Origin of the sequence: Streptomyces cacaoi (assembly GCF_006539165.1) — a bacterium.
GTDB lineage: Bacteria > Actinomycetota > Actinomycetes > Streptomycetales > Streptomycetaceae > Streptomyces > Streptomyces cacaoi.
Window position 1 is genome coordinate 1 of sequence record NZ_BJMM01000037.1, and the last position, 25,256, is coordinate 25,256.

General features: G+C 73.5%; 19 protein-coding genes and 1 tRNA gene. 11 read left to right on the forward strand and 9 right to left on the reverse strand.

The features are described from left to right. The first annotated feature begins 67 nt into the window (after positions 1-67). Positions 68-901: an ABC transporter ATP-binding protein gene (locus SCA03_RS26340; RefSeq protein ID WP_078874023.1), complete on the forward strand. Its 834-nt coding sequence runs from the start codon at positions 68-70 to the stop codon at positions 899-901. Next, entirely contained in the window at positions 898-1,614 is a 717-nt protein-coding gene (locus tag SCA03_RS26345; protein WP_030887109.1) for an ABC transporter ATP-binding protein, read from the forward strand. The genes SCA03_RS26340 and SCA03_RS26345 overlap by 4 nt, the downstream gene beginning before the upstream one ends. A gap of 19 nt (positions 1,615-1,633) precedes the next feature. On the opposite strand, the gene SCA03_RS26350 is transcribed toward SCA03_RS26345, so the two are convergent. Next, complete coding sequence (locus SCA03_RS26350; RefSeq protein WP_030887110.1) at positions 1,634-2,326, reverse strand: ANTAR domain-containing response regulator; 693 nt, start codon at positions 2,324-2,326, stop codon at positions 1,634-1,636. 99 nt (positions 2,327-2,425) lie between these two features. Here SCA03_RS26350 and SCA03_RS26355 point away from each other — a divergent pair. From SCA03_RS26355 to pyk, 7 genes are all read left to right on the forward strand, one after another. Then, positions 2,426-2,499 (forward strand) — tRNA-Leu (locus tag SCA03_RS26355). Positions 2,500-2,611: 112 nt separating this feature from the next. Then, on the forward strand, positions 2,612-3,379 hold the full coding sequence (locus tag SCA03_RS26360; RefSeq protein WP_030890467.1) for a hypothetical protein: 768 nt from the start codon (positions 2,612-2,614) through the stop codon (positions 3,377-3,379). A gap of 50 nt (positions 3,380-3,429) precedes the next feature. Next, positions 3,430-5,973, forward strand: a complete 2,544-nt coding sequence (gene pepN, locus SCA03_RS26365) for an aminopeptidase N (RefSeq protein ID WP_086818076.1) — start codon at positions 3,430-3,432, stop codon at positions 5,971-5,973. Between the two features lie 551 nt (positions 5,974-6,524). Beyond that, complete coding sequence (locus SCA03_RS26370) at positions 6,525-8,105, forward strand: pyridoxal phosphate-dependent decarboxylase family protein (protein ID WP_141275698.1); 1,581 nt, start codon at positions 6,525-6,527, stop codon at positions 8,103-8,105. Further along, on the forward strand, positions 8,102-9,526 hold the full coding sequence (locus tag SCA03_RS26375) for a lysine N(6)-hydroxylase/L-ornithine N(5)-oxygenase family protein (protein ID WP_230988922.1): 1,425 nt from the start codon (positions 8,102-8,104) through the stop codon (positions 9,524-9,526). The genes SCA03_RS26370 and SCA03_RS26375 overlap by 4 nt, the downstream gene beginning before the upstream one ends. Beyond that, positions 9,523-10,326 (forward strand): SIMPL domain-containing protein, encoded by an 804-nt coding sequence (locus SCA03_RS26380; RefSeq protein ID WP_078874021.1) that lies wholly within the window; start codon positions 9,523-9,525, stop codon positions 10,324-10,326. The genes SCA03_RS26375 and SCA03_RS26380 overlap by 4 nt, the downstream gene beginning before the upstream one ends. Positions 10,327-10,670: 344 nt before the next feature. After that, entirely contained in the window at positions 10,671-12,098 is a 1,428-nt protein-coding gene (gene pyk, locus SCA03_RS26385; protein WP_030890451.1) for a pyruvate kinase, read from the forward strand. 15 nt (positions 12,099-12,113) lie between these two features. Here the strand turns inward: pyk and SCA03_RS26390 are convergent, their stop codons facing one another. Next, positions 12,114-13,028 carry an endonuclease/exonuclease/phosphatase family protein gene (locus SCA03_RS26390; RefSeq protein WP_086817784.1) on the reverse strand — a complete coding sequence of 305 codons (915 nt, stop codon included), beginning with the start codon at positions 13,026-13,028 and terminating at the stop codon, positions 12,114-12,116. A gap of 269 nt (positions 13,029-13,297) precedes the next feature. Here SCA03_RS26390 and bla point away from each other — a divergent pair, with 269 nt between their 5' ends. Beyond that, positions 13,298-14,242 carry a class A beta-lactamase gene (gene bla / locus SCA03_RS26395; RefSeq protein WP_030887133.1) on the forward strand — a complete coding sequence of 315 codons (945 nt, stop codon included), beginning with the start codon at positions 13,298-13,300 and terminating at the stop codon, positions 14,240-14,242. A gap of 167 nt (positions 14,243-14,409) precedes the next feature. Here the strand turns inward: bla and SCA03_RS26400 are convergent, their stop codons facing one another. Then, a complete protein-coding gene (locus tag SCA03_RS26400) occupies positions 14,410-15,618 on the reverse strand; it encodes a PP2C family protein-serine/threonine phosphatase (protein WP_169729685.1) in 1,209 nt (402 codons plus the stop codon). A gap of 464 nt (positions 15,619-16,082) precedes the next feature. Between SCA03_RS26400 and SCA03_RS26405 the strand changes: the two genes are divergently transcribed. Continuing rightward, positions 16,083-16,316 (forward strand): hypothetical protein, encoded by a 234-nt coding sequence (locus tag SCA03_RS26405; RefSeq protein WP_030887138.1) that lies wholly within the window; start codon positions 16,083-16,085, stop codon positions 16,314-16,316. A 105-nt stretch (positions 16,317-16,421) separates the two neighbouring features. Here SCA03_RS26405 and hemC read toward each other — a convergent pair whose 3' ends face one another. From hemC to SCA03_RS37045, 6 genes are all read right to left on the reverse strand, one after another. Further along, positions 16,422-17,402, reverse strand: a complete 981-nt coding sequence (hemC, locus tag SCA03_RS26410; RefSeq protein WP_030890440.1) for a hydroxymethylbilane synthase — start codon at positions 17,400-17,402, stop codon at positions 16,422-16,424. Positions 17,403-17,566: 164 nt separating this feature from the next. Continuing rightward, entirely contained in the window at positions 17,567-18,046 is a 480-nt protein-coding gene (locus SCA03_RS26415; RefSeq protein ID WP_030890437.1) for a hypothetical protein, read from the reverse strand. Between the two features lie 57 nt (positions 18,047-18,103). Beyond that, complete coding sequence (locus tag SCA03_RS26420) at positions 18,104-18,478, reverse strand: chorismate mutase (RefSeq protein WP_051857107.1); 375 nt, start codon at positions 18,476-18,478, stop codon at positions 18,104-18,106. A 156-nt stretch (positions 18,479-18,634) separates the two neighbouring features. Next, positions 18,635-19,513, reverse strand: a complete 879-nt coding sequence (locus SCA03_RS26425; protein ID WP_030890431.1) for a helix-turn-helix domain-containing protein — start codon at positions 19,511-19,513, stop codon at positions 18,635-18,637. 75 nt (positions 19,514-19,588) lie between these two features. Further along, positions 19,589-22,708 (reverse strand): endo-alpha-N-acetylgalactosaminidase family protein, encoded by a 3,120-nt coding sequence (locus SCA03_RS26430; RefSeq protein ID WP_086818196.1) that lies wholly within the window; start codon positions 22,706-22,708, stop codon positions 19,589-19,591. Between the two features lie 168 nt (positions 22,709-22,876). Then, complete coding sequence (locus SCA03_RS37045) at positions 22,877-25,063, reverse strand: hypothetical protein (protein WP_308698322.1); 2,187 nt, start codon at positions 25,061-25,063, stop codon at positions 22,877-22,879. Positions 25,064-25,256: the final 193 nt, after the last annotated feature.

The window sequence follows — 25,256 nt, forward strand, 5'->3', positions numbered from 1 at the left end:
CCCGCCCACCCCGCACCCCGGCCCCCACACACCGGAACCCGCCGTACTCGAAGCCCGCGGCGTCACCATGCGCTTCGGCGGACTCACCGCCGTACACGGCGTCGACCTGCGCGTCGGCCCCGGCGAGATCGTCGGCCTCATCGGCCCCAACGGCGCCGGGAAAACCACCTTCTTCAACTGCCTGACCGGCCTCCACCTCCCCACCGAAGGCACCGTCCACTACCGCGGCACGCTCCTGCCGCACCGCTCCCACCTGGTCACCCGCGCCGGAATCGCCCGCACCTTCCAGAACATCCGGCTCTTCGCCCACATGACCGTCCTGGAGAACGTCCTCGTCGGCCGGCACACCCGCACCGCCGAAGGGCTCCTCTCCGCCCTCCTGCGCGGCCCCCGGTTCCGCAGAGCCGAACGCGAATCCGAGGAACGCGCCATGGAACTCCTGCACTTCACCGGCCTCGCCGACAAACGCGAACACCTCGCCCGCAACCTGCCCTACGGCGAACAACGCAAGCTGGAGATCGCCCGCGCACTCGCCAGCGAACCCGGACTGCTGCTGCTCGACGAACCCACCGCCGGCATGACCGCCGGCGAGACCACCGCCACCCGCGCACTCGTCACCGCCGTACGCGAACGCGGCACCGCCGTCCTCGTCATCGAGCACGACATGCGGTTCATCTTCACCCTGTGCGACCGCGTCGCCGTCCTCGTCCAGGGCGAGAAACTCATCGAAGGCAGCCCGCAGACCGTGCAGAACGACGACCGCGTCATCGCCGCCTACCTCGGCACCCCGTTCACCGACGACCGGCCCGCACCACCCGCACCGCCGGAACCCCCCGGGCAGCCCGGACACCCCGGCCCGGGACGGCCGCACCACGACGCCCGGGAAGGGGACGAGCACTGATGGCGCTGCTCGAAGTCGAAGACCTGCGCGTCGCCTACGGCAAGATCGAAGCCGTCAAGGGCATCTCGTTCTCCGTCGAACGCGGCCAGGTCGTCACCCTCATCGGCACCAACGGCGCCGGCAAGACCACCACACTGCGCACCCTCTCCGGACTGCTGACCCCCGTCGGCGGCCGTATCACCTTCGACGGCGAACAGCTCGTCGGCAGAGACGCGCACAAGATCGTGGCCGACGGGCTCGCGCACTCCCCCGAGGGCCGGCGCATCTTCCCCCGGCTCACCATCGAGGAGAACCTCCAGCTCGGCGCGTTCCTCCGCAAGGACAGCGACGCCGTCGCCCGGGACATCCGGCACGCCTACGAACTCTTCCCCATCCTCGGCGAACGGCGCGGGCAGGCGGCGGGCACACTCTCCGGCGGCGAACAGCAGATGCTCGCCATGGGCCGCGCCCTGATGTCCCGGCCCCAGCTGCTCATGCTGGACGAACCCTCCATGGGGCTCTCGCCGATCATGATGCAGAGGATCATGGAAACCATCGGCGAGCTGAAGGCCCAGGGCACGACCATCCTGCTCGTCGAACAGAACGCCCAGGCCGCGCTCTCCCTCGCCGACCACGGCCACGTCATGGAGATCGGCCGCATCACCCTCTCCGGCACCGGGGACGAACTCCTCCACGATCCCTCCGTACGCAAGGCGTACCTGGGCGAGGACTGAGCGCGACCCCGCCGGAGGCCTACTTGTTCTGCTGCTTGGCCTTCTTGCGCTCCTCGCCGTCCGCGATGACCGCCTCGGCGACCTGCTGCATCGACAGCCGCCTGTCCATCGACGTCTTCTGGATCCAGCGGAACGCCGCCGGCTCCGTCAGGCCGTACTGGGTCTGCAAAACGCTCTTCGCGCGGTCCACCAGCTTCCGCGTCTCCAGCCGCTGGGCGAGATCCGCGACCTCCTTCTCCAGCTCACGCAGCTCGGTGAACCGGGAGACCGCCATCTCGATCGCCGGAACGACATCGCTCTTGCTGAACGGCTTCACCAGGTACGCCATCGCGCCGGCGTCCCGCGCCCGCTCCACCAGTTCGCGCTGCGAGAACGCGGTCAGCATCAGCACCGGGGCGATGCTCTCCTCCGCGATCTTCTCGGCCGCCGAGATGCCGTCCAGCACCGGCATCTTCACATCGAGGATGCACAGATCGGGCCGGTGCTCCCGGGCCAGATCGAGCGCGGTCTGCCCGTCGCCCGCCTCACCGACGACGGTGTAGCCCTCCTCCTCCAGCATCTCCTTGAGATCCATCCGGATCAGGGCCTCGTCCTCAGCGATCACGACCCGCGTCGTCACCGGAGGCACATGCTCGCTGCCGCTCGTCTCGGCCGGCTCGACAGGTCCGGCGGTCTCGGCGGTCTCGGGCTCGGGGGCGTCCGCGGTGCTCACTGGGCTCCTCGTTGTTCCGCACAGGTGGGGTCTACGACCTTACCCAGGTCCTGTAAGGTAAGGACACGGCGGGTGGCTTTCCGCCTTCGTTTTCAAGATGCCCCGGTAGTCCAATCGGCAGAGACGATGGCCTCAAAAACCATTCAGTGTGGGTTCGAGTCCCACCCGGGGCACTTCGCCTTCAATTCCAAGGTTGCAATCCCAACCTTCACGTTTCAGCGTATCGAGCGAACGATGCCCGGGGCCTCTCGCTAAGACCCTCCTTATTGGCGAACGCTGGCACCCATGTACGACCTCGCCACCCGGAAACGCGCTCTCACCCTCGTCGCCGAGGGCCGCAGCCTCAACTCCGTCAGCAAACAGACAGGCATCTCCCGCTGGTGTCTCCGCGCCTGGCAGCAGCGGCTCCACCCCGCGCCGCCACGCCACCGCTGCCCCCGGTGCGCCGTCCCGGCCCGCCCTCCCGACCGGCCCGAGGTCTACGCCTACTTACTGGGGCTGTACCTGGGGGACGGCTGCGTCAGCCGCGTGGGCCGCACCTACAGCCTGCGGATCGCCTGCGCCGAGTCCTGGCCCGGCCTGATCACGGCGTGCGAGGAGGCCGTCCGCACCATCGCCCCGACCGGCAGGGCCAACCGCGTCCGGGCGAAGGGCTGCGTCCATGTCTCGGCCTACAGCAACCACTGGCCCTGTCTCTTCCCCCAGCACGGCCCCGGCCGGAAACACGAGCGGCGCATTCTGCTGGAGCCGTGGCAGCGGGAGATCGTCACCGCTCATCCGTGGGAGCTGATCCGCGGGCTGGTGCACTCCGACGGCTGCCGCATCACCAACTGGACCACCAGAACGGTCCGCGGCGTCCGCAAGCGCTATACGTATCCGCGCTACCTCTTCACCAACAGGTCCGACGACATCCTGCGCCTGTTCACCGACGCACTGGACGCCGTCGGAGTCGGCTGGCGGAGCACACGGCACCGGTGCGGCGGGCACAGCGTCTCCATCGCCCGCCGCCCCTCCGTCGCCCTCATGGACGCCCGGATCGGGCCCAAGCGATGAAGGGGGGCGCACCGGTGCGCGGTGCCGGTGGGTGGGGCACCATGGCGCGCATGTCCGAGTTGACGCGCGACGAGGCGCAGCAGCGAGCCCGGGTGCTCGACGTCCAGCGGTACACGATCGAGTTCGATCTGACGCCCGGTGAGGAGGAGTTCGTCTCCACGAGCGTGGTGCGGTTCGCCGTGCGGGAGCACGGTGCCGACACCTTCGTGGAGGTGCGGCCGAGCAGGCTGCTGGAGGCGAGCGTCGACGGGGTGGCGCTGGATCCCGGAACGCTGCACGGCGGGCGGCTGCCGCTGCGGCGGCTGGCGGCGGGGGAGCACGAGCTGCGGGTGACGGCGCGGATGGCGTACTCGCATGTCGGCGAGGGCATGCACCGGTTCACGGATCCGGCCGACGGGCGGTCGTACGTCTACACCCAGTGCTGTATGTCGGATGCTCCGCGGGTGTTCGCCTGTTTCGACCAGCCGGATCTGAAGGCGGAGTTCCATGTGGCGGTGACGGCGCCGCCGGAGTGGACGGTGCTGGGCAACGGCGCGGCCGTCCGGGCGGGCGGCGCGGGGCGCTGGGAGTGTGCGCCGACACCGCGGATCAGCACCTATCTGATGGCGGTGGCGGCGGGGCCGTTCCGTTCGGTGCGTACGGAGCATGCGGGGCTGCCGTTCGGGCTGCATGTGCGGGAGTCGCTGGGCCCGTATCTGGAGGCGGACGCGGCGGAGTTGCTGGAGATCACCCGGCGCTGCTTCGACCGGTATCACGAGCTGTTCGACGAGCCGTATCCGTTCGACTCCTACGACCAGGCGTTCGTGCCGGAGTTCAACGCGGGTGCGATGGAGAACCCCGGGCTGGTGACGTTCCGGGACGAGTTCATCCACCGTTCGGCGGTGACGGACACCGAGCGGCAGGTGCGCGGGATGGTGATCGCGCACGAGATGGCCCATATGTGGTTCGGGGATCTGGTGACGCTGCGGTGGTGGGACGACATCTGGCTGAACGAGTCGTTCGCCGAGTACATGGGCTACCAGGTGCTGAGCGAGGCGACGCGGTTCTCCGACACGTGGACGGATTTCGCCCTGGCGCGCAAGAGCTGGGGGTACGACGCGGATCAGCGCCCGTCGACGCATCCGGTCGCGCCGGATCCGGCGCTGGTGCCGGACACCTCGGCGGCGATGATGAACTTCGACGGGATCAGCTATGCGAAGGGGGCTTCCGCGCTGCGGCAGTTGGTGGCGTGGCTGGGTGAGAAGAGCTTCCTGGCGGGCATCAATGTGCACTTCGCGCGGCACCGTTTCGGCAATGCGACGCTGGCGGACTTCCTGGATTCGCTGGCGCAGGCGTCGGACCGGGATGTGCACGCCTGGGCGGAGCGGTGGCTGCGGACGACGGGGGTGGACACGCTGCGGCCGCGGCTGGCCGAGTCGCCGGAGCGGGTCTGGTCGGTGGAGCTGGAGCGCTCGGCGGAGGTGGGCCGTCCGCACCGGCTGGCGCTGGGCCTGTACGACAGGGCGCCGGCCGAGCCGGGGCGGCTGGTGCTGCGGGAGCGGCTGGAGCGTGATCTGGCGGCCGACGAGGGCGGGTTGTCGGTGCGGCTGACGGGCCCGCGCCCTGATCTGCTGCTGGTCAACGACCTGGATCTGACGTACGCGAAGGTGCGGCTGGACGACGGTTCGTGGCAGACGGTGCGGGAGGCGCTGTCGGGGCTGCCGGGGCAGTTGTCGCGTGCGGTGGTGTGGAACGCGGCGCGGGACATGGTGCGGGACGCGCAGTTGGATCCGCTGGAGTATGTGCGGGTGGTGCGGGCGCATCTGCCGGCGGAGTCGGACAACGCGGTGGTGCAGGGGGTGTTGACGTTCGCGCGGACGCAGGTGGCGGATCGCTGTCTGGCGGGGGCGCGGCGTGCCGAGGCGCTGGGTCTGGTGTCGGAGGTGTGCCGGGAGCTGCTGGAGCGGACGGCGGGCGCTCCGGAGGACGGCCCGGAGGCGGGGCTGCGGTTGACGGCGGTGCGGCGGTTCATCGACAGCGCGCTGGAGCCTGCGGAGTTGGAGGCGTGGCGTGCCGCGGGCCGGGTGCCGGGTGGGCCGGTGCTGGACGCGGAGCTGGGCTGGCGGCTGTTGTTGCGGCTGTCGGTGCTGGGCGCGGTGGACGCGGACGACATCGGGGCGGCGCTGGGGGACGATCCGAGCGCGGCGGGTGAGGAGGCGGCGGCGCGGTGCCGGGCGGCGTTGCCGAGTGCGGCGGCGAAGGACGCGGCGTGGGAGGCGATGTTCTCTCCGGCGGACGCGCTGTCGAACTACTTGTTCACGGCGGTGGCGCAGGGGTTCTGGCAGCCCGAACAGGCGGAGCTGCTGGGCGGGTTCGTGCCGCGGTACTTCGCCGAGGCGCCGGGGGTGGCGCGGCGGCGTGGTCCGTCGGTGGCGGCGCTGCTGGGCCGGCATGTGTTTCCCGCGGTGCGGGTGGAGCGGGGGGCGCTGGCGCTGGGCGAGGAGTGTCTGGCGTCCGGTGAGGTGGAGCCGGCTCTCCGCCGTTGGCTGGTGGACCAGTTGGACGATCTGGCCCGGGCGCTGCGCGTCCGGGAGACGTTCGACGCCTCCGCCTAGGGCGTGCCGCCGCGCTGAATGGGTGTCCTGGTGCGGGTGTGCGCTGCCGTGTGCCGTGCCCGGTGCCCGGCCGCTCGCACCGGGGCGCTCGTCCTCAACTGCCGGGCGGAGTCTCGCCCCTCCGCTCAGGGCGGGGCTTCGTCCCCACAGCCGGACACGGCCTCGCCTCCACAGCCGGGCCCCGTCTCGCCCCCACCTGCCGGGCACGGGCTCGTCCCCCCTGTATCGGGCAGAGTGGCGTCCGGCGGTTGAGGGCGGACACAGTCGTCCGGCGCACGTCAGGCCGGGGCGGGCGAGGAGCAGCGCGCGCAGGGTGACGCGGGTGAGGGGGCGCGGCCGGGGCGGGCCCGCGGCAGGGACAGCGGCGGGGACAGCGGCAGGGCGGAGAAGGCCCCTATCAGATGCGCGGTGATCTTCTGTACCGCGCTCCCACCTTCGGGCGAAGAACAGGGCAGATCGGCATAACTCCCGGATGGCGCACATAAGTTAGGCCCGCCTTACCAGCTGGGCCGTGGTGTGGGGAGCCGTGGCCGCCGTTCAGGAGAGAGCCGATGTCCGCGTTCACCGTCGAGGGTGCCCAGGATCCACCGGGACCGGGCCCGTTCGCGGGGGGAGCCCTGGGGTCCGCCGCGCTGCGTCCGTTGTTGGAGGTGGTGTTGGAGGCGTTGGCCTCGGGCGCCGAGCAGCGGGGTGGTCCGCTGCCGGCCGGGGGCCCGGAGCGGGTGGCCGACGAGGTGCGGGCCACGGTGGGCGCGGTGCTGCGGGAGCGCGGTACGGGGGCCCGGGAGGCGTTGGAGACGCTGGTGGGGCTGGTGGCGCGGGGGGCGGCCGATCCGTCGGAGCCGTTGTGTGCGGCGCATCTGCACTGTCCGCCGCTGGCGTTGGCGGTGGCGGCGGATGTGGCGGGGAGCGCGGTCAATCCGTCGATGGACTCGTGGGATCAGGCGCCCGCTGCCTCGGAGTTGGAGGCGCTGGTGTGCGGGGAGCTGGCGCGGCTGGTGTTTCCCGCGGAGGGCGGTCCGCCGGAGCGGGGAGGGGCGCCGGGGCCGGAAGGACCGAAACGGCCGTGGGGGTCGGAAGGGCCGTCGGGGTCGGAAGGGCCGTCGGGGCCGGACGCGTTGGTGACGTCGGGCGGTACGGAGGGCAATCAGCTGGGGCTGCTGCTCGGCCGGGAGGCGGCGCGGGCGCGGGGTGGTGCCCCGTTGCGGGTGGTGTGCGGGGCGAACGCGCACCACAGCGTGGGGCGGGCGGCGTGGCTGCTGGGGCTGGCTCCGCCGGTGGTGGTGCCGACGCCCGCGGGGGTGTTGACGGCCGGGGCGCTGGACGAGGAGCTGGCGCGCGGCGGGGGCGCACCGGCGCTCGTGGTGGCGACGGCGGGGACGACGGACGCGGGGGATGTGGATCCGCTGCCGGAGCTGGCGGCGGTGGTGGCGCGGCACGGTGCCCGCTGGCACGTGGACGCGGCGTACGGCGGTCCGCTGGTGTTCAGCGAGCGGTTGCGGGGGCGGCTGGCGGGGCTGGAGCGGGCGGACAGTGTGGCGTTCGATCTGCACAAGCTGGGCTGGCAGCCGGTGGCGGCGGGGGTGCTGGCGGTGCGGGACGGTGCGGCGCTGCGTCCGCTGGCGCACCGGGCGGCGTATCTGAACGCGGACGACGACACGGAGGCGGGGCTGCCGGATCTGCTGGGCCGTTCGCTGCGGACGACGCGCCGCCCCGATGTGCTGAAGGTCGCGGTGACGTTGCGGGCGCTGGGCCGGTCGGGGCTGGCGGCGATGGTGGAGCGCACCTGCGCGGCGGCGGAGCGGCTGGCGGATGTGATCGCCGAGGACGGCCGGTTCTCGCTGTACGCGCGTCCGCCGCTGACGACGGTGCTGTTCCGTCCGCGGGGGCTGCCGGACGCCGTGGTCGCGGCGGCGCGGCGGGAGTTGCTGGTGGGCGGCGCGGCGGTGCTGGGCAGGGCCGCGGTGGGCGGCCGGCTGTGGCTGAAGGTGACGCTGCTCGATCCGACGGTGCGCGAGGGCGAGCCGGAGGCGCTGTTGAAGCTGGTGGACGAGGCCGTGGCGGCGGTCGTGGAGCGTGGTGCGGGCGCCGACGGGGCGGTCGCGGCGAGTGCGGAAGGAGAGCGTCCGTGACGGACGTGTGTGCGGTGGGAACGTCGGGGCCCGTGGAGCGGGCGGGGGGTGCGGAGCCGCTCGATCTGCTGGGGGTGGGGGTCGGCCCGTTCAATCTGTCGCTGGCGGCGCTGGGGCAGCAGGTGCCGGGGCTGCGGGCGGAGTTCCTGGAGCGGCGCCAGGGGTTCCGGTGGCATCCGGGGCTGCTGATCGAGGGGGCGACGCTCCAGGTGCCGTTCCTGGCGGACCTGGTGACGCTGGCGGATCCGGCGAGCCCGTGGTCGTTCCTGCGGTTCCTGCGGGAGCGGGGGCGGCTGTTCCCGTTCTATTTCCAGGAGCGGTTCCACATCGAGCGGGCGGAGTACGACGCGTACTGCCGCTGGGTGTGCGAGCGGCTGCCGGGGCTGCGGTTCGGGCACCAGGTGGAGGCGGTGCGCTGGAGCGCGGAGCGGGGCGCTTTCGAGGTGGACTACACGCAGTTGGACGCGCAGGGCGAGGCGGAGGCACTGGGCCGGGCGTACGCACGCAACGTGGTGCTGGGGATCGGCACGGCACCGTATGTGCCCGAGGCGCTGCGGCCGTTGGCGGAGGAGCCGACGGTGCCGGTGTTCCACTCGTCGGACTATCTGGAGCACCGGGACCGGCTGGTGGAGGCGGAGCATGTGACGGTGGTCGGCTCGGGGCAGTCGGGTGCCGAGGTGTTCCTGGATCTGCTGCGGCGGCGTCCGGTGGGGCGGGAGGGGCTGCACTGGCTGACGCGGAGTGCGGCGTTCGCGCCGATGGAATACAGCAAGCTGGGCCTGGAGCACTTCACTCCGGATTACACGCGCTACTTCCACGGGCTGTCGCAGGAGGTGCGGGACCGTCTCGTCCCGCAGCAGTGGCAGCTGCACAAGGCCGTGGACCACGAGACGCTGGCGGCCGTGCACGACGAGCTGTACCGCAGGACGCTGGCGGGCGGCTGGCCGGACGCGGTGCTGACGCCAGGTGTGGGGGTGCGGACCGCCGGCCGGCTGGGCGGGGCCCGGCTGGAGCTGCATCTGGAGCACGCGGAGCAGGGGGTGCGCGACCGACTGGTGACGGATGCGGTGGTGCTGGCGACGGGCTACGCGGAGCGTCCGGCCGAGGGGATCCTGGCGGGGCTGGCGGAGCGCCTGCGGCGGGACGGTGCCGGACGGCCGCTGGTGGACGAGGAGTTCCGGCTGGTGCTGGACGACCCGGTGGACGGTTCGCTGTTCGTGCAGAACGCGGAGCGGCACACGCACGGGGTGGGGGCGCCCGATCTGGGGCTGGCGGCCTATCGCAGCGCGGTGATCCTGAACGCGCTGGCGGGCGAGGAGGTGTATCCGCTGCCGCGCCGTACGGCGTTCACACGGTTCGGTCTGCGGGGGCGGCGCGAGGCGTCCCGGGCGGCGGGGAGGTCTGCGACAGTGGGGGTATGACGTCGCCGCAGATGCCCCTTCCGGGGGACGAGCCGATGCCGGAAGACGAGCCGACGAGCGAGCCGCTCGGCCCCGCCCCGGTGCCCGCCTCGGCGGTGGCACCGTCCGGCGGAGCCGTTCCGTTCGGGACGCCGGACGCGCCGCGGGTGGCGGTGCGGGGCGAGGCGGTGCTGGAGTTCGACCCGGAGATCGCCCGGCTGGGGGTGACGGTGCGTGCGCGGGGCACGGACCGCCGGGCCGCGCTGGAGGATCTGACGCGCCGCAACAGCCGGGCGCTGGAGCTGGTGAAGGGCTACGGCGAGGCGGTGGAGAAGCTGGAGACGGGTGCGCTGAGCGTGCAGCCGGAGCTGGCGGAGAAGGGCCGCAGGGAGCGGGTGCACGCCTACAACGGGCGGGTGCGACTGACCGTGGTCGTACAGGACTTCACGGTGCTGGGCGAGTTGACGGGCCGGCTGGCCGAGCTGGAGCTGACCCGGGTGGAGGGCCCGTGGTGGGCGCTGCGGGAGGGCTCGCCGGCGCATCGGGCGACGCGGCAGCAGGCAGTGCGGGAGGCGGTGACGCGGGCGCGGGAGTACGCGGAGGCGCTGGGTGCCCGGTTGACGGCCCTGCTGGAGCTGGCGGATCTGGGCGCCGAGGGTGCACCGGCCCTGCCGCCCGCCGGCGGGCTGACCCGCGCGGCGTACGGCGGCGCCCCCGCCGCCCCCGGTGCCGCCCCTCACCTGGACCTGGAGCCGGAACGCCAGACGGTGAGGGCCCAGGTAACGGCCCGCTTCCTCATGAGCCGCCCCCACCTCCACTGACCCCCGACCGCCCCCCGCATCAGCCCGTCCGACACCCCCATCAGCCCGTCCGGCGTTTGAGGACACGGTGAGGGGCAGGGCCACCGGCCCCGGGGACAGCAACGGGCAGCAACCAGCCCGGCAGCGCCCATAAAAGCCCGTCCGGCGTTTGAGGACACAGTGACGGACAGGGCCACCGGCCGGGGGCGACAGCGGACAGCAACCACCAGCGCGGCAGACAGCACCGCTCATCGGAGCACCCCCGCGCCCAGTTTAGAAGTTGGTCAATGTCCGTTCCGTGAAAGGCGGTTGGACAATCGTTGGCCACGTGCTCTCTACGCGTCGGTACGTCGTAAGGTCGCGGTATGCGCCGAGCGAAAATCGTCAGCACCCTGGGACCGTCCACCGACTCGTACGAGCAGATCAAGACGCTCGTCGAGGCCGGAATGGATGTCGCCCGCCTCAACATGAGCCACGGCACGCACGTCGAGCACGAGGAGCGGTACCACCGGGTCCGGGCCGCGTCGGAGGAGACGGGACGCAGCGTCGGCATCCTCGCCGACCTTCAGGGTCCGAAGATCCGTCTGGGCCGATTCCGTGAGGGGCCTGTACTCCTTGAACGTGGCGACGAGTTCTGCATCACCGTCGAGGAGGTCGAGGGCGACCGGTCGGTGTGCGGCACGACCTACGAGGGGCTGGCCACCGATGTCACGGCGGGCGAGCGGATCCTGGTGGACGACGGCCGGGTGACGCTCGAAGTGACGGCCGTGCAGGGCCCGTTGGTGCGCACCCGGGTCGTCGAGGGCGGCATGGTCTCCGACCACAAGGGGCTCAATCTGCCGGGCGTGGCCGTCTCGGTGCCCGCGCTGTCCGGCAAGGACGTCGAGGATCTGCGCTGGGCGCTGCGCATGGGTGCCGACGTCATCGCGCTGTCGTTCGTCCGCAGCGGCCACGACGTGAAGGAAGTGCACCGCGTCATGGCGGAGGAGGGCCGCCGGGTCCCCGTCATCGCCAAGCTGGAGAAGCCGCAGGCGGTGGCGAATCTGGAGTCGATCGTCGACGCGTTCGACGGGGTCATGGTGGCCCGCGGTGATCTGGGCGTGGAGATGCCGCTGGAGCAGGTGCCGCTGGTGCAGAAGCGCGCGGTCAAGCTGTGCCGGCGCAATGCGAAGCCGGTGATCGTGGCGACGCAGATGCTCGATTCGATGATCGACGCCTCGCGGCCGACGCGTGCGGAGGCGTCGGACGTGGCCAACGCGGTGATGGACGGCACGGACGCGGTGATGCTGTCGGGCGAGACCAGCGTGGGCAAGTACCCGACGGAGACGGTGCGCACGATGGCGCGGATCGTCTCGGCCGCCGAGGAGGACATGCTGGCCAAGGGCCTGCCGCCGCTGACCGAGAGCAGCAAGCCGCGCACCCAGGGCGGGGCCGTGGCGCGGGCCGCGGCCGAGATGGGCGACTTCCTCGGCGCGAAGTTCCTGGTGGCCTTCACCCAGTCCGGCGACACGGTCCGGCGGCTCTCCCGCTACCGCTCCCCCATCCCCGTGCTGGCGTTCACGCCGGACGAGGCGACGCGCTCGCAGCTGAATCTGACCTGGGGTGTGGAGACGTTCCTGGGGCCGACGGTGGCGTCCACGGACGAGATGGTCGACCAGGTCGACGAGCAGCTGCTGAAGCTGGGCCGCTGCGAGCGCGGCGATCTGGTGATCATCACCGCGGGGTCGCCTCCCGGGGTGCCCGGCTCGACGAACCTGGTGCGGGTGCACCGGCTGGGCGAGGACGATTCCTGAGCCGGGGCGCCCGGTTCACTCCCCCGCCCACCGGCCCGGTGGATGGTGCGGCGGGGTGAGGTCGGCGAACAGGCCGTAGTGGTCGCTGGCCTGGACGCCGTCCACCGGCCCGGTCAGTACCCGCTCGCAGCGGGCGATGTGCAGCCCGGGCCCGCACGGTCCGCAGCCCACCAGGATGTGGTCGATGCGGCGCCCGGCCTCCTCCGGCATGTCACCGTCGCGTACCAGGGGGTTGCGGGGGCTGAACGTCCAGCCGGGCTCGCCGGGGTGCACGGCCTCCCAGGCGTCCTGGTGGCAGACGCTCGTGCCCTCCAGTGACGCGAGGCCGCGCAGAAAGCGCAGGCTGGCCGCCTCGGGCGGGGCGTCCAGATCCCCGAGCAGCACCGTGTGCCGCGCCCCGCACCGTTCCCGCAGCTCTTCCGCGAGGCGGGCGGCGGCGACCGCCTGGAGTTCCCGTTCGCGTTCGAAGCCGTACGGCCAGCTCGGCTTGTGGTGCACCAGCACCACCGTCCCCAGCGGCTCGGGCAGCGGCAGCCCGGCGGCGACGACGCCGCACCAGGGCGTGCGCGAGGTCCGCTCCGTGACGGCGAGCCGGTCGCTCGCCCACGCCCCGAACGGGAGGCGTGCGGCCAGTACCGCGCCGACGCCGTCGGGGCCCCACGCCGGGTGCGGCACCAGGTGCCAGCCGTCGGCGGCGAGACCGTCGGCCTCCCGACGCGTCACCTCCTGTAGCGCGGGGACGTCCGGTGCCAGCCTGCGCACCTCCTCGTGCAGCACCGCGCGCCGCGCTTCACCGTCCGCGTAGCCGGGCGCCAGCACGTTCATCGTCATCACCCGCAGCACGCCGGGCCGTTGGAGCGCCCCGGCCTCCTTGGGCGCCGTTTCCGTCTTGGCTGTCTGCTTCCCGGCCGTCTCCGCCGTCTCCCTCATCTCCCGTACTCTCCCCGCTTCTTCGGCGGCTCTTCCTGCCTCGTCCTGCCTCGTCCTGCCTCTTCCTGCCTCTTCCTGCCTCGTCACGGCTCTTCATGCCGTTCCGGCATGGAACCGCGCATACCTGTATTGGACCGCATGGCCGGCAGCGGCGAAGGTGAGTACCGGCACCCGGGCCCGCCGACGGGACGGCGGGGTGCCGCTCCCGTCTTTCTGCGCTCCATCCCTTTCAGCCGCCCCGATCGCGGGGCGACCCGGAGGTTCGGAACATGCTGCACACACGTATTCGGCGTGCCACCCTCGGCGCCGTGGCCGCGCTGTCCCTCGTACCGGTGATGGCCTGCGGCCAGGAGAGCTCCGCTGACGCCGCCGAGCCCGCGGGCTCCGCGCCCTCCTCGTCCGCCGCGGCACACAAGCCCGGCGAGGTCGAGCCGTACGCCGCCGAACTCAAGGCGTTGGAGGACGAGTTCGACGTGCGGCTGGGCGTCTACGCCGTCGACACCGGCTCCGGCCGCGAGGTGGCCTACCGCGACGGGGAACGCTTCCCCTACAACTCCACCTTCAAGGCGCTGGAATGCGGCGCCGTGCTCGACAAGCACACGGACCGCGAGATGGACCGGGTGGTGAAGTACTCCGAGGACGACCTGGTCGACAACTCGCCCGTGACCGAGAAGCACGTCGAGGACGGGATGACGCTCACCGCGCTGTGCGACGCGGCCGTCCGCTACAGCGACAACACCGCCGCCAACCTGCTGTTCGAGACGGTCGGCGGGCCCAAGGGCCTCGACAAGACGCTCGAAGGGCTGGGCGACCATGTCACGCGGATGGAACGCGTCGAGCCGTTCCTCAGCCGCTGGGAGCCCGGCAGCAAGCGGGACACCTCGACGCCCCGCGCGTTCGCCAAGGACCTGCGGGCCTATGTCCTCGGTGACGTGCTGGCCGAGGGCGACCGGAAGCAGCTGACCACGTGGCTGCGCAACAACACCACGGGGGACGGGCTGATCCGGGCGGGCGTGCCCGAGGGCTGGGTCGTCGGCGACAAGACCGGCACGGGCAGCTACTACGGCGCGCGCAACGACATGGCCGTCGTCTGGCGGCCGGACGCCGCTCCGCTCGTCCTCAACGTCATGGTGCACGGCCACACGAAGGACGCCGAGCTGGACAGCGAGCTCATCGCCCGGGCCACGGAGGTCGTCGCCGACCGGCTCGGCTGATCCCCGCCCTCGACGGCTCGTCCGGTGGTCCGCCGGACGTGTCCGCGCCCCGCGCCGGGAGGCGAACTCCCGGCGCGGGGCGCGCGCCCGGCACCCGGCTCGGGTCGTTCGCCCGGCGCGGGCCGTTCGCCCGGCTCGGGTCGTTCGCCCGGCGCGCGTCGCCCGGCTCAGGCCGTGCCCTCGGCGCGGGCCGCGGCCACGGGCGCGGGAAGCTCGGTGCCGTACCAGTCCAGGCAGATGACGGTGGCGTCGTCGCGGAGGTCGCCGCCGGTGATCTCCCGCAGCTCCCGGGTGAGCGAGCGGACGGCCTCGCGCGGATGCAGCCCGGAGTCCCGCTCGATGAGGGCCGGCAGGTCCAGCTCGGAGGCGCTGCGCTCCAGCATGCCGTCGGTGAGGAGCACCAGCCGGTCCCCGGGCGCCAGATCGAGGTGCTGCACCCGGTAGGCGTCCTGGTGCGGGGCGCCGAACGGCAGATCGACGGCCGGGTGCACCTCGGCGACCCGGCCCTCGTGCCGGCGCAGCGGCCAGGGGTGTCCGGCGTTGACGAACAGACAGCGTCCGCTCGCCAGATCGACACGCATGATCTGCCCGGTGACCGTGCCGCCGTTGCCGTGCTCCAGCAGCGCGTGATGGGCGGCGAGCGCCTGTTCGGCCAGGGTGGCACGGGCGCGGCGGGTGTTGCGCAGGGCGCCGACGACGAGGGTGGCCAGCAGCGCGGCACCGGTGTCGTGCCCCATGGCGTCGGTGATGGACAGGTGCAGCGTGTCCCGGTCGAGGCTGTAGTCGAAGGTGTCGCCGGCGATGGTGAGGGCGGGCTCCAGCGCGGCGGCGACGGTCACGTTCCCCGCCTCGCAGCACAGCGTGTCCGGCAGCAGGTTCTGCTGGATCTCGGCGGCCAGCGTCGGTGAGGCGATCCTGCGGCCCCACTCGTACATGTCCGTGAAGCGGCGGCTCGTGGTGACGACGTACGCGAGGGCCAGCGCGGCCTGCGCCATGTGGCGCATCTGCCCGTCGCCGGGCTGCTCGGCCACGCACACCTCCAGCACGCCCATGACGTCGCCCCGGTTCGCCACCGGCGTGTACACCCGGACGCAGCCCTCCTCCGGGGAGTCGACGGTCTGCGGCCGCTGCGATCTGATCACCCGGTCGTAGACGGTGCCGGGCAGCTCGATACGGCCCTGCCTGCCGGCTTCCGGGGACAGGAACGTGGGCAGCCGCCAGATGGCGTCACCGCCGAAGTCCGCGAGCAGGAAGCCGACATCGCTCGCGCCGAGGTCCTCGCCCAGCACCCGGGCGATCACCGCGACCGACTCGACGGGCGGCCGCTCCTCGACCGCCGCGAGCAGCCGCCCCAGCGTGATGTCCTGCTCCGCCACGCGGACACCTCCCCGTCCTTCCTCTCGGCCGGCCCGGTCGCCCCGGCAGGTGGCGTGCCCGCTCACGGCCGCTCCCGCGCGGGGCCGGGCCGGCGGGCCCGGCCCGGGACGGCTGCGAGGCGGCACAGGATCAGGATGAGGGGCCCGCGCCGGGGCCGCACCCGGGAGGGGAGGCGGGGAGCAGGTGGCCCGGGTCCGGCGGAGGCGCGGGGCGCACCGGTGCGGGTGCGCCGGGGACGCGGGGGCGTGCCGGGTGCGGGGTGGTGCGCCGGTACGCGGGGGGGTGCGCCGGTACGCGGAAGGTGCGCGCCGAGTACGCGGAAGGTGCGCCGAGTGGGCAGAGGGTGCGCCGAGTACACGGAAGGTACGTACGCGGAAGGTACGCGGGAAAATTTTGGAATGCGCTGCAATTCCGCAGTAGGCTCCTGAGTCGACCGGTGTCCGGACCGTACGAGGAGAGACCGATGGCAGCACCGAGCCCGCACGAGGCCGCCGTAGCCCGGGCGAACGAGATCCTCGCCGGTTACGCGCTCTCCCCCGAGGGCTGGCGGCGCAGCCCCGGTCAGACGGTGCAGCGCGTGCTCTGCGATCTGCTGCACTGGAGCGCGGACACCCAGCGCGACTTCGCCGCCGCCCTGGACCGTGCCCGCGACGGCTACGCGAGGGAGAGCGAGGGGCCCGCGCCCGCCGACGGCTGACCGGCCGCCGCCGACGCACGGACCCGCCGCAAGCCGGCGGCCCCGAGGCACGCCCGCCCGCGGGCCGCCCGCACGAGGCTCGCACGCCGCCCCTCGGCCCGCGCCTCAGCCGGGCTGGACGGAGTCGATCAGCTCCCGGGCGCCCTGGCGCAGGAGTTCGGCGCACACCTCGGTGCCGAGCGCCGCCGGGTCCGCCTCCGGGCCACGGGACGCGGCGGCGCGCACGAACCGGCCACCGTCCGGGGAGAACACCAGCCCGCGCAGCGTGCGCCGGCCGTCCGGCTCCGTCGTGCAGTGCCCCGCGATCGGGGAGTTGCAGTGCCCCCGCAGCCCCCGCAGCAGGGCCCGTTCCGCGCTCGCCTCGGCGCGGGTGCGCGGATCGTCCAGCCGGGCCAGCAGCCGGGTGACCGGGACGTCGTCGGCCCGGCACTGGAGAGCGAGCACCCCGGCGCCGACGGCCGGAACGATCCCGTCCGCCCTTCCCTCCACGCCGAAGTGGTGGACGATCCGCCCGGTCAGACCGAGCCGTTCGAGCCCCGCCCGGGCCAGGACCAGGCCGTCCGCCCGGAGCCCGGCCCGCGCACCGTCCAGCTTCTCCAGCCGGCTGCCCACCGCGCCGCGCACCGGGACGATCTCCAGATCCGGCCGGGCGGCGAGCAGTTGGGCGCGGCGGCGCACCGACGACGTGGCGAGCGTGGCGCCGGCCGGCAGCTCCCCGGGCGAGGTCACGGCCGAGCCGGCCGGGACGACGAGCACGTCGCGCGCGTCGGCGCGGGGCAGCACGGCGGCCAGGGTGAGCCCCTCCGGCAGCGGCTGGTCGCCGGGGACGTCCTTGAGGCAGTGGACGGCCAGATCGACCTCGCCGCGCCGGAGTTGCTCGTCGATGGCCTTCACGAACAGGCCCTTGCCGCCGAGCCGGGACAGCTCTCCCGGCCATCTGTCGGCCTCCGTGCTGGTGGCGACCGTCTCGGTCCGCAGCCCGGGTTCGAGCCGTGCGAGCAGACGGGAGACGTGCTCGGTCTGCGCCAGCGCCATCGCACTGGCACGGCCACCGACCCGCAACGGCCGATCGGAGAACTCGCTCACGGGTGATGCGTCCTTTCCTGTGCGGCCGGCGCCCGAGCCTGATCGGGACGCCCGGACGGAACCACCATCCTGCGGGAGACGGCGGCCCGTTCCGGAACGGGAGCGCCGGGCGGCGCGGAGACGGAGGCGGCCACCCGGTACGCCGGAGTGTGCCGTGAAGGGATTCATCCCCGTCGGCGGGGCGGGCGGACGAGGTCGCAGCGGATGCGGGCGCGGAGCTCCGCGAAGGCGTCCTCCCAGCGGTCGCGGGAGGCGGCGTAGGCCGGGTCGGTACGCAGTGCCCCGGTGTGCAGCAGGTCGCGCATGTCTCGCAGCGCGCGGAACGCCTCGGTGGAGGCGGCCACGACGGACTCCGGGGCCGTGATGGCCACCTGGTAGCGCAGTTCGTAGGCCCCGCCGGTGTGGAAGGAGTCCAGGGCGCGCCGCGCCCGCTCCTCGGCGGAAGCGGCCGTGTCCCGGGCAGTGGCGCGCAGTTCGGACCTGGTGCGCGAGAGCGCGGCGAGGTACTCGCCGTACAGCCGGCGGCGGTCGGCGTGGTCGGCGCTCTCACGGTCACGCCGGGTCCGGAACCATTCGGCGCTCAGCGTGGAGACGACGCCGATCAGACCGCCGGTTGCCGTGCTCGCGAGCGTGCCCCAGTCCATTGCCGGAGCATAAGGAGCGGACGGCCGGGCGGTACACCCCGCGGCGCAGCGCGGTGACTACTCGGCCGGGGTCTGCCGGGGTGTGTCGTTCCTGGTGGAGACCTCGTCGGCGATGCGCTCGTGGTGGCGGATGACCTCCGCGATGATGAAGTTGAGCAGCTTCTCCGCGAAGGCGGGGTCCAGCTTGGCGTCCTGGGCGAGCTCGCGCAGCCTGGTGATCTGGCGGGCCTCGCGGGCCGGGTCGGCGGGGGGCAGATGGTGATCGGCCTTGAGGCGGCCGACGCGCTGGGTGCACTTGAAGCGCTCGGCCAGCATGTGGACCACGGCGGCGTCGATGTTGTCGATGCTGTCGCGCAGCCCGGCCAGCTCCTCGGTCACGGAGTCGTCCGGCTGGTCGGTCCGGTGCGTCCGGTCGGTCTCGCTGCTCGTCATCGCCCCGTCTGTCCGTTTCGTGGTCGGTCGGCCGTGGGCTGCGACCTTATCCGCCACCGGGCCCGCTCGTCTTCCCGGTCTCGCCTGGTGAGCACCGTGTCCACGGCTGGTCCAGGGCTGGTCCACGGCTGCCCGCGGCTGGCCGCCGCCGGGCGCTCAGGTCAGCATCGGCGGGTGGTCGGGGTCGGGGATGTGCGGGGTGAAGCCGCCGGGGACCGTGCGGGCCTGCTGGGCGCGGAAGTGGATGGGCGGGGTGCCGACGCGGCGGGTGAACAGGCGGGAGAAGTAGGCGGGATCGTCGTAGCCGACGCGGCGGGCGACGGTGGAGACGGGCAGGTCCGTGCCGGCGAGGAGTTCCTTGGCGCGGCCGAGGCGTATGCCGAGGAGGTAGTCCTTGGGGCTGCATCCGGCGCTGCGGCGTACGGCGGTGCGCAGTTCGGCGGCGGTCATGCCGTGCCGCGCGGCGTGCTCGGCGACGGACAGCGGCAGGAAGGCGTCGCGGGCGAGGGCTTCGAGGACGGGTGCGCCGTCGGCGGTGGTGTCGGCGCGGGCGCGGCGCAGGGCGACGAGGAGTTCATGGACGGCGGCGGCCGCCTCGATCTCCAGCAGGGGGTTTCCGGGCCGGGCGGCGCGGGTGATGCGGGCGATGGCGGAGCGGGCGGGGCCGGCGTCGGTGAGGGGGACGAGGGGGCGGTCGGGTTCGATGCAGCCGAGTTCGGTGTAGGCGGTGACGGCGGAGCCGGTGAAGTCGACGAACGCCTCGTCCCAGCCCTCGTCGGGGTCGGCGCCGAAGTGGTGCGGCACTCCGGGGGTGATCCACAGCAGGGCCGGGGCGACGACCTCGTGCCGCCGCGTGGCGAAGTCGCCCGTCGCGTCGGGCAGTTCGCACCATCCGCGGCCCGCGCTGATCACGATCGCCACATAGTGGTCGAGCGTGCGCGGGCCGACGGGCGGCAGGGCGCCGTGCTGCATGCCGACGCCGAGGCAGACGAGGCCCAGCCGGTGGTGGACGGGGCCCGGGGTGAAAAAGCGCATCCAGGACTGAAACCTCGCTTCGCCCACCGTTCGTGCTCCCCTCACCCGCCGTCTTCGGTGGGGAGCAGCGTACGGTCACTGATCCAGTTCGGTCACCGTGAAGGTGTCGAGAACGCATTCGGCCTTGGCGTCGTCGCCGGTCTTGCGCAGACCGACCCAGGCTTCGCCGTCGTCGGGTGCGGTGAAGGTGTAGGTGTGGCGGCTCGGTGCGGTGGCGACGGGCAGCGGGGTGCGGTCCAGTTCCTTCGCCCCGGGGGTGTCGACGCCGGTGACCCAGGCGTACTGGCCGGCCTTCTCGTTCTCGTAGCGGAAGGAGACCCGGTACTTCTTTCCGGGCGCGAAGCGGACGGTGTGCGGGACGGTGCGGTAGACGAGACCGGTGTTCTCGCCACGGGACTTGAGGCTCTGCGTGCCGTCGACGACGTCGGCGACCGCCTTGCCGTTCCAGCCGCGCTGGGTGTAGGGGGCGTGCCGCTGGGCGATATGGGTGCGCGGGTCGTTGGCGCCGCCGGCGTCGCCCTTGACGAACGGGCCCCAGCCCTGCGGCACATGCTCGAAGTCCTCGTGGCAGAGGGTCTTCTCGTCCCGCGCGGCGGGCTTGGGGGCTGCGACGACGCGGACGTGGTCGAAGCGGACGGTGGCGGCGCCGGCCTCGGCGGCGAGGGTGAGCGTGCTGGGGCCGCCGCCCGGCGGGACGGTGAACCAGCAGGTCATGCGCTGGAACCGGGTGCCGTGCTTGAGGTCGGAGCCGGCCTGGTTGACGGCGGTCGAGGTGTGCGTGAAGTTCTCGGCGGTGACGCCGTCCGGGGTGCGCACGGTGAGGGAGGCGCGCCGCCGCTCGCCGGCCTTGTCGCCGACCTCGACCTGCACGGACGCCGCGTAGTCGCCGGGGGCGAGCCGGGCGAGGCGCTGACCGACGGAGGCGGCGCCGCCGCCGGGCAGCACCAGTTCGGGGTCGCCGAGCTCGTTGCGTTCGACGCGGGCGCTGCCCGTCACCTGCCAGGCGTCGAGCGAGCCGGAGTGGAAGCCCGGATCGGTCAGCGGAGTGCCCTCGCCCCAGTGCGGGTCGGGCGCGGCGGGCGCGGGGCGCCGGTGGACGACGTAGGGCCGCCCGGCCTCGGCGTCGAGGGTGACCTTCCCGCCGGAGACCCGCACGGCGACGGGCTCGCCGCGGCCCGCGTCGGTGAGCGGGTACAGCCGCACGGTGCGGGCGCCGGACCAGCCGGCGGGCAGCCGCCATGTGGTGCGTCCGCCGCAGGGGTTGTAGTGGTAGAGCCGGTCGGGGTCGGTGGCGCGGCGCGGCTCCCAGGGCAGCAGGTAGGCGCCGTCGTCGTAGACGAGGCGTCCGTCGGTGGTGATGCGCCGCTTGCCGTCCTCGTCGGTGACGGAGGTGGCGCCCTTGCCGCCGGCCGCGGGCTCGAAGGTGATCTCGTGCTCGCGCCAGGTGCGGATCGGCCGGGCCTGGAGGTACTTGGCGGGCAGGCTGTGCGTCCAGATCAGCTCGTAGAAGGCGTGCCAGTCGGTCTTGCCCGTCCAGCCCTCGTAGTTGCCCATGCGGGGGACGCCGAGGAGGGTGGGCCACTTGTCGGCGAAGACGTCCTTCTGGTGGTTGCGGATGAAGCGGATCAGCCGCGAGTTGATGCCGCGTGAGGTGTCGCCGCCGTAGTCGGTCTCGGTGGCCCAGTGCGACCACAGCGCGGAGCGTTCGAAGCCGTGGCCCCACTCGGTGGCGATGTGCCAGCCCTGGTCGCGGAAGATGCGCTGGAGTGCGTCGGAGGTCCAGCCGGACTCGCGGAAGACGTCGATGTAGAGGGAGTTGAGGCCGTCGTCGGTGTGGGCGCGCAGATCGGCGAGGCGCTTTTCGATGCCGCCGGTGACCAGGTCGCGGCGCTGGTCGATGCGGTAGGACTGGTCGAGCCAGTCCCACTGCTCGTTCTCCTTGTCGACGAGCTTGTCGGAGAAGGCGTCGGCCACCGGGTAGGACTCGGTGGCGTTGATGTGCACCGCGAAGTCCGCGTTCCACTTCTTGCCGCGGGCGAGCAGCGTGTTGAGGTCGTCGAGGCCGCCCGCACGCTCGTTCCAGTTGCCCGCGTAGTCCGGGTGCGCGGAGTCGTGGCCCTCGGACTGGTAGCCCTTGAGCAGGGTGAACTGGCGCAGCCCGTCGGTGGCCCGGTGGATCCGCTTGACGTGGTCGAGCGTGGTCAGGAACGGATTGGTGGCCAGGCTCGCGAAGTTGAACGGGATGTGCGGGACGACGCGCAGATGCTGCTCGTCGGCGCCGGGCGGGTCGACCATGATGTCGCGCATCGCGATGGCCGCGTCCTGCCAGTCGACGACGCCGTCCCCGTTGCGGTCACCGGTGAGGATCACCGTCACGTACGGCAGCGGCTCCGTGCGGTCCTTCGGCGCCGTGGCGGCACGGTACGTCCACTGGCCGCAGGTGAGCCGGGCGACGGTACGCCCCTCCTCCTGGGTGGTCTGCCGCCACAGCCGCCCGTTGTCCCAGTCGGCGCCCGGGGTGTCGCCGGGCTTGTCGTAGACGGTGTTCGTCTCGATGGCGGCGGCGAGTTCGCGGGTGGAGACGACGGCGTAGGCGCAGCCGGCCGGCTTGTCGTCCTTCTTGGCCGCTTCGGTGACCTCGACGAGGGTGTCGCCGCTCTTGTCCTTGTCCAGCTCGACGCGGGCCGCGTACAGCACGGCGTCCGGCTGGTCGGAGCGGACGGTGAGGAAGGCGAGCCCCGGCACCTGGAGCGTGCCCACCTCGCCGCCGGGCCGCTCCTCGATGCGGGTGACCCGCCAGTGGACCTGCCGGCCCTCCGCGACGATCTCGACACCGACCTCGGTACCGCGCTTCAGGGTGAGGGTGTAGGCGATCCGCTTCCCGGTGGCGGCCTCCGCGGTGACCTTCGGGGTCTGTTCCTCGCCGTCGACGAGCAGGGTGCGCACCGCGGTGGACTGCGCGTGGAGGCGTGCGCCGGTCTCCCGGTCGGTGTAGTGCACGATGCGGGGAAAGGCCGCGTCGACGGTGACCTCCAGCGCCTCGGTCCGCAGCGTCGCCGTCCCCTCACCGGCCGCACCCGGCGCGGCGGCCCGCGCCGTGCCCGCCGGGACGCCGACACCCAGCGCCGCACCGACCGAGGCGAGCGCGCCGCCCGCCACCACGCTTCTGCGCCCCACGCCGGTCACTTCACCCATCGTCCGTCCCTCCTGGTGCACCTCGCGCCGTGGCGGACCAGCCTGGCCGGTGACGGTGTCCGGTGCCCATGGACAAAAACGGGGGGGATGTTGGACTTCCGGTGCGCCCATCGGACGGGCACCGCCACGGGGCCGCCGGGGTCGACGCGCCCGTACGGGCCGACGGGACTACACGGTGTGCAGGTGCTCCAGCCTCCGTTGCAGCGCCGCCAGCGCGCCCCGCTGACGGCCGGGCACCCGGCGGCGCAGCGCGATCAGCGCGGGCGCGAGGGCGCGTGCCCGCTCCGGATCGCTCAGGTGCTCCCACTGGTGGTGCGCCCGGTCGACGGCGCCCTCCACCTCCGGATCGTCCGGCGCCTGCTGCCGGCGCAGCCGGGTCTCCGCCACCGTCATCCACAGCTCGCAACTGCGGTCGCTGGCCCCGGCGAGCCGCGCGAGATCCGCCCGCACCTCCAGCCAGCGCAGCGCGGACGCCGAGGTCGGGCCGTGGTGCCGCAGCGCCTCGGCCTCCCACACCGCGGCCATGGCGGCGGCCTCCGCGTGCCGTCCCGCCCGCGCCGCCTCCAGCACGGCGGGCAGCGGATCCTCCACCGCACCGCTCCGCGGTCCTCCGCCCGCGGCCGTGTCCGTGCCCGAGCCCGTGCTCATGCCTGTGCCCGTGCCGGCGGACGTCTGCTCGACGGGGGCCGGCGGCGCGGCCGGGGGCGGGGGCACGGACGGCACGGGAGGCAGGGGCGGCAGGGGCGGCTGCGCCGGTCCGGGTTCGAGCCGGTCGGCGGGCGAGGGGGCGGGCTCCTGCTCCACGGGGTCGGGAGCGGGGGGCGCGGGTGCGGAGCCCGGTTCGGCGGGTGCCGGGGGCGCGGCCCCCACCGGCTCGTCCGACGCGGGGCCCGGCGCCGACTCCCCGTGCGTGGAGCCCGGTTCGGCGGGCTCGGGGCGAGCTTCCGCGGGTCCTGGGGACTGGGAGCTGGGTTCCGCGGGCCCTGGGGACTCGGAGCCGGGTTCCGCGTACCTCGAACCGGCTTCGGGCCCGGGGGGCTCGGCGCCGGGCCCGGCGGGCTCCATGGGCTCCGCGGGTGCGGGCCCCGGCGCTTCCGGCGGACCCCACTCCCCCGGCGGTTCGTCCACCGACGCCTCGTCCGGCGGCACGGCGCCGTGCGGCAAGGCGTCCGGCGCCGGAGGGGCCGACGGTTCCGGTGCTTCGGCCTCGCCCACTCCGGCGTCCGACGGCGACGGCTCCGGCACGGCGGACCCGGGCGCGGGCGGGACGCCGGACCTGGGCGGCACCGCGTCCGGCGGCACGGCCCCCGGCGCCCCGGGCTCGGGCGGGGCGGTCCCGCCCGGCGGCGCCGTCGCGGGCCGTGCGGGGTCCGAGAGGACGAAGCCGGGCGGCATGGATTCCAGGGGTACGGCGCCCGGAGCCGACGAGGTCGCGGGCGCAGGCGGCGCGACCCCCGGGTCCGCGGGCGGAGGCGACATGGGCGACGGCCCCGCGGGCGCAGAAGACGCAGAAGACGCGGAGAACTCAGAGGTCGCAGAGGGCTCAGCGGGCGTGGCCGTCGGGTCCGTGGGGTCCGGGTACAGAGGCCCCGGCCCCGCGGGCGCAGAGGACGCCGGGGAGGCAAAGGGCACAGAGGACTCAGGAGGCGCAGACGCAGAGGAGGGCGCGGGAGACGCGGGGAACGCGGAGGATTCACCGGGCGCAGTCGTCGGGTCCGTAGGGAGCAGGAGTGCTCCGTCCCCGGCGAAGGCGGCGGCGTGTGCGTGCAGTTCGGCCGGGCCGGGGTGGGCGCCGGTGCGCCACACCTCCGTCCAGGCGTGCAGATAGCAGGGGTCGACGACGGTACGGCGCGGGGGCGGCGGTGCGACGCGGCCGTACAGCCGGACGCCGGGGCCGAGGCCGAGCGCGTCGCCGGTGGCGCTCTTCCAGGAGCCTTCGTCAGCGGCGACGAGGTCCGCGACGACGGTCGTCGTTCCGGCGGGCCTGCCGGCGAGTTCGGCGGCCAGCCAGTGCCAGGGCAGGCCGGTGTACCGGACGGTCGACGGTGTGGTGTGTGCGAGCGCGAGGTGCAACAGGCCCTGTTTGCGGTCGCGTTCGAGCTGGCCGGCGAGGTAGAGCGTCAGCGGGCCCGGGGCGGCGGCCGCCGACCGGACGCGGGTCAGCACCGTCTGCTGGTCCACCGGGTCGGCCACCTCCACGACCGTGGCGGTGGGCGCTCCGGCCAGTATGTGCGGCGGGACGGCCGCCAGTCCCGGGAGGACGGCGGCGGCGTTCACGCAGCGGCGTTTGCTGGCCGGGGCTGCCGCCAGCAGCAGCACCATCCCCGACGTCGTCTCCTGCACCGGTGTCACCACAGCAGCACGGTAATCGAACGACGGGGCCCGGGTTTGCCGCGGGCGCCGGACGGTGCGCACGAACCGGCCCCGCACGGCCCGCGGCGGGCGGCGGGGAACGCCCGCAGCGGCCCTGCCACGGTCCGGAAAGAGGCACGTCACAGCGGTGTCCGGGTCCCCGGTCCGGTGGGCGGCGACGGCCGGGGGCGCCGGG

Excerpts from the sequence above, each read along its gene's own strand:
- SCA03_RS26415 (WP_030890437.1), bottom strand. The coding sequence starts at position 18,046 with ATGGACTGGGGCACGCTCGCGAGCACGGCAACCGGCGGTCTGATCGGC.
- SCA03_RS26360 (WP_030890467.1), top strand. The coding sequence starts at position 2,612 with ATGTACGACCTCGCCACCCGGAAACGCGCTCTCACCCTCGTCGCCGAG.
- SCA03_RS26340 (WP_078874023.1), top strand. The coding sequence starts at position 68 with ATGCGCTTCGGCGGACTCACCGCCGTACACGGCGTCGACCTGCGCGTC.
- SCA03_RS26370 (WP_141275698.1), top strand. The coding sequence starts at position 6,525 with ATGTCCGCGTTCACCGTCGAGGGTGCCCAGGATCCACCGGGACCGGGC.
- bla (WP_030887133.1), top strand. The coding sequence starts at position 13,298 with ATGCTGCACACACGTATTCGGCGTGCCACCCTCGGCGCCGTGGCCGCG.
- SCA03_RS26425 (WP_030890431.1), bottom strand. The coding sequence starts at position 19,513 with ATGCGCTTTTTCACCCCGGGCCCCGTCCACCACCGGCTGGGCCTCGTC.
- SCA03_RS26420 (WP_051857107.1), bottom strand. The coding sequence starts at position 18,478 with ATGACGAGCAGCGAGACCGACCGGACGCACCGGACCGACCAGCCGGAC.
- SCA03_RS26430 (WP_086818196.1), bottom strand. The coding sequence starts at position 22,708 with ATGGGTGAAGTGACCGGCGTGGGGCGCAGAAGCGTGGTGGCGGGCGGC.
- SCA03_RS26405 (WP_030887138.1), top strand. The coding sequence starts at position 16,083 with ATGGCAGCACCGAGCCCGCACGAGGCCGCCGTAGCCCGGGCGAACGAG.
- pepN (WP_086818076.1), top strand. The coding sequence starts at position 3,430 with ATGTCCGAGTTGACGCGCGACGAGGCGCAGCAGCGAGCCCGGGTGCTC.
- SCA03_RS26380 (WP_078874021.1), top strand. The coding sequence starts at position 9,523 with ATGACGTCGCCGCAGATGCCCCTTCCGGGGGACGAGCCGATGCCGGAA.
- SCA03_RS26390 (WP_086817784.1), bottom strand. The coding sequence starts at position 13,028 with ATGAGGGAGACGGCGGAGACGGCCGGGAAGCAGACAGCCAAGACGGAA.
- pyk (WP_030890451.1), top strand. The coding sequence starts at position 10,671 with ATGCGCCGAGCGAAAATCGTCAGCACCCTGGGACCGTCCACCGACTCG.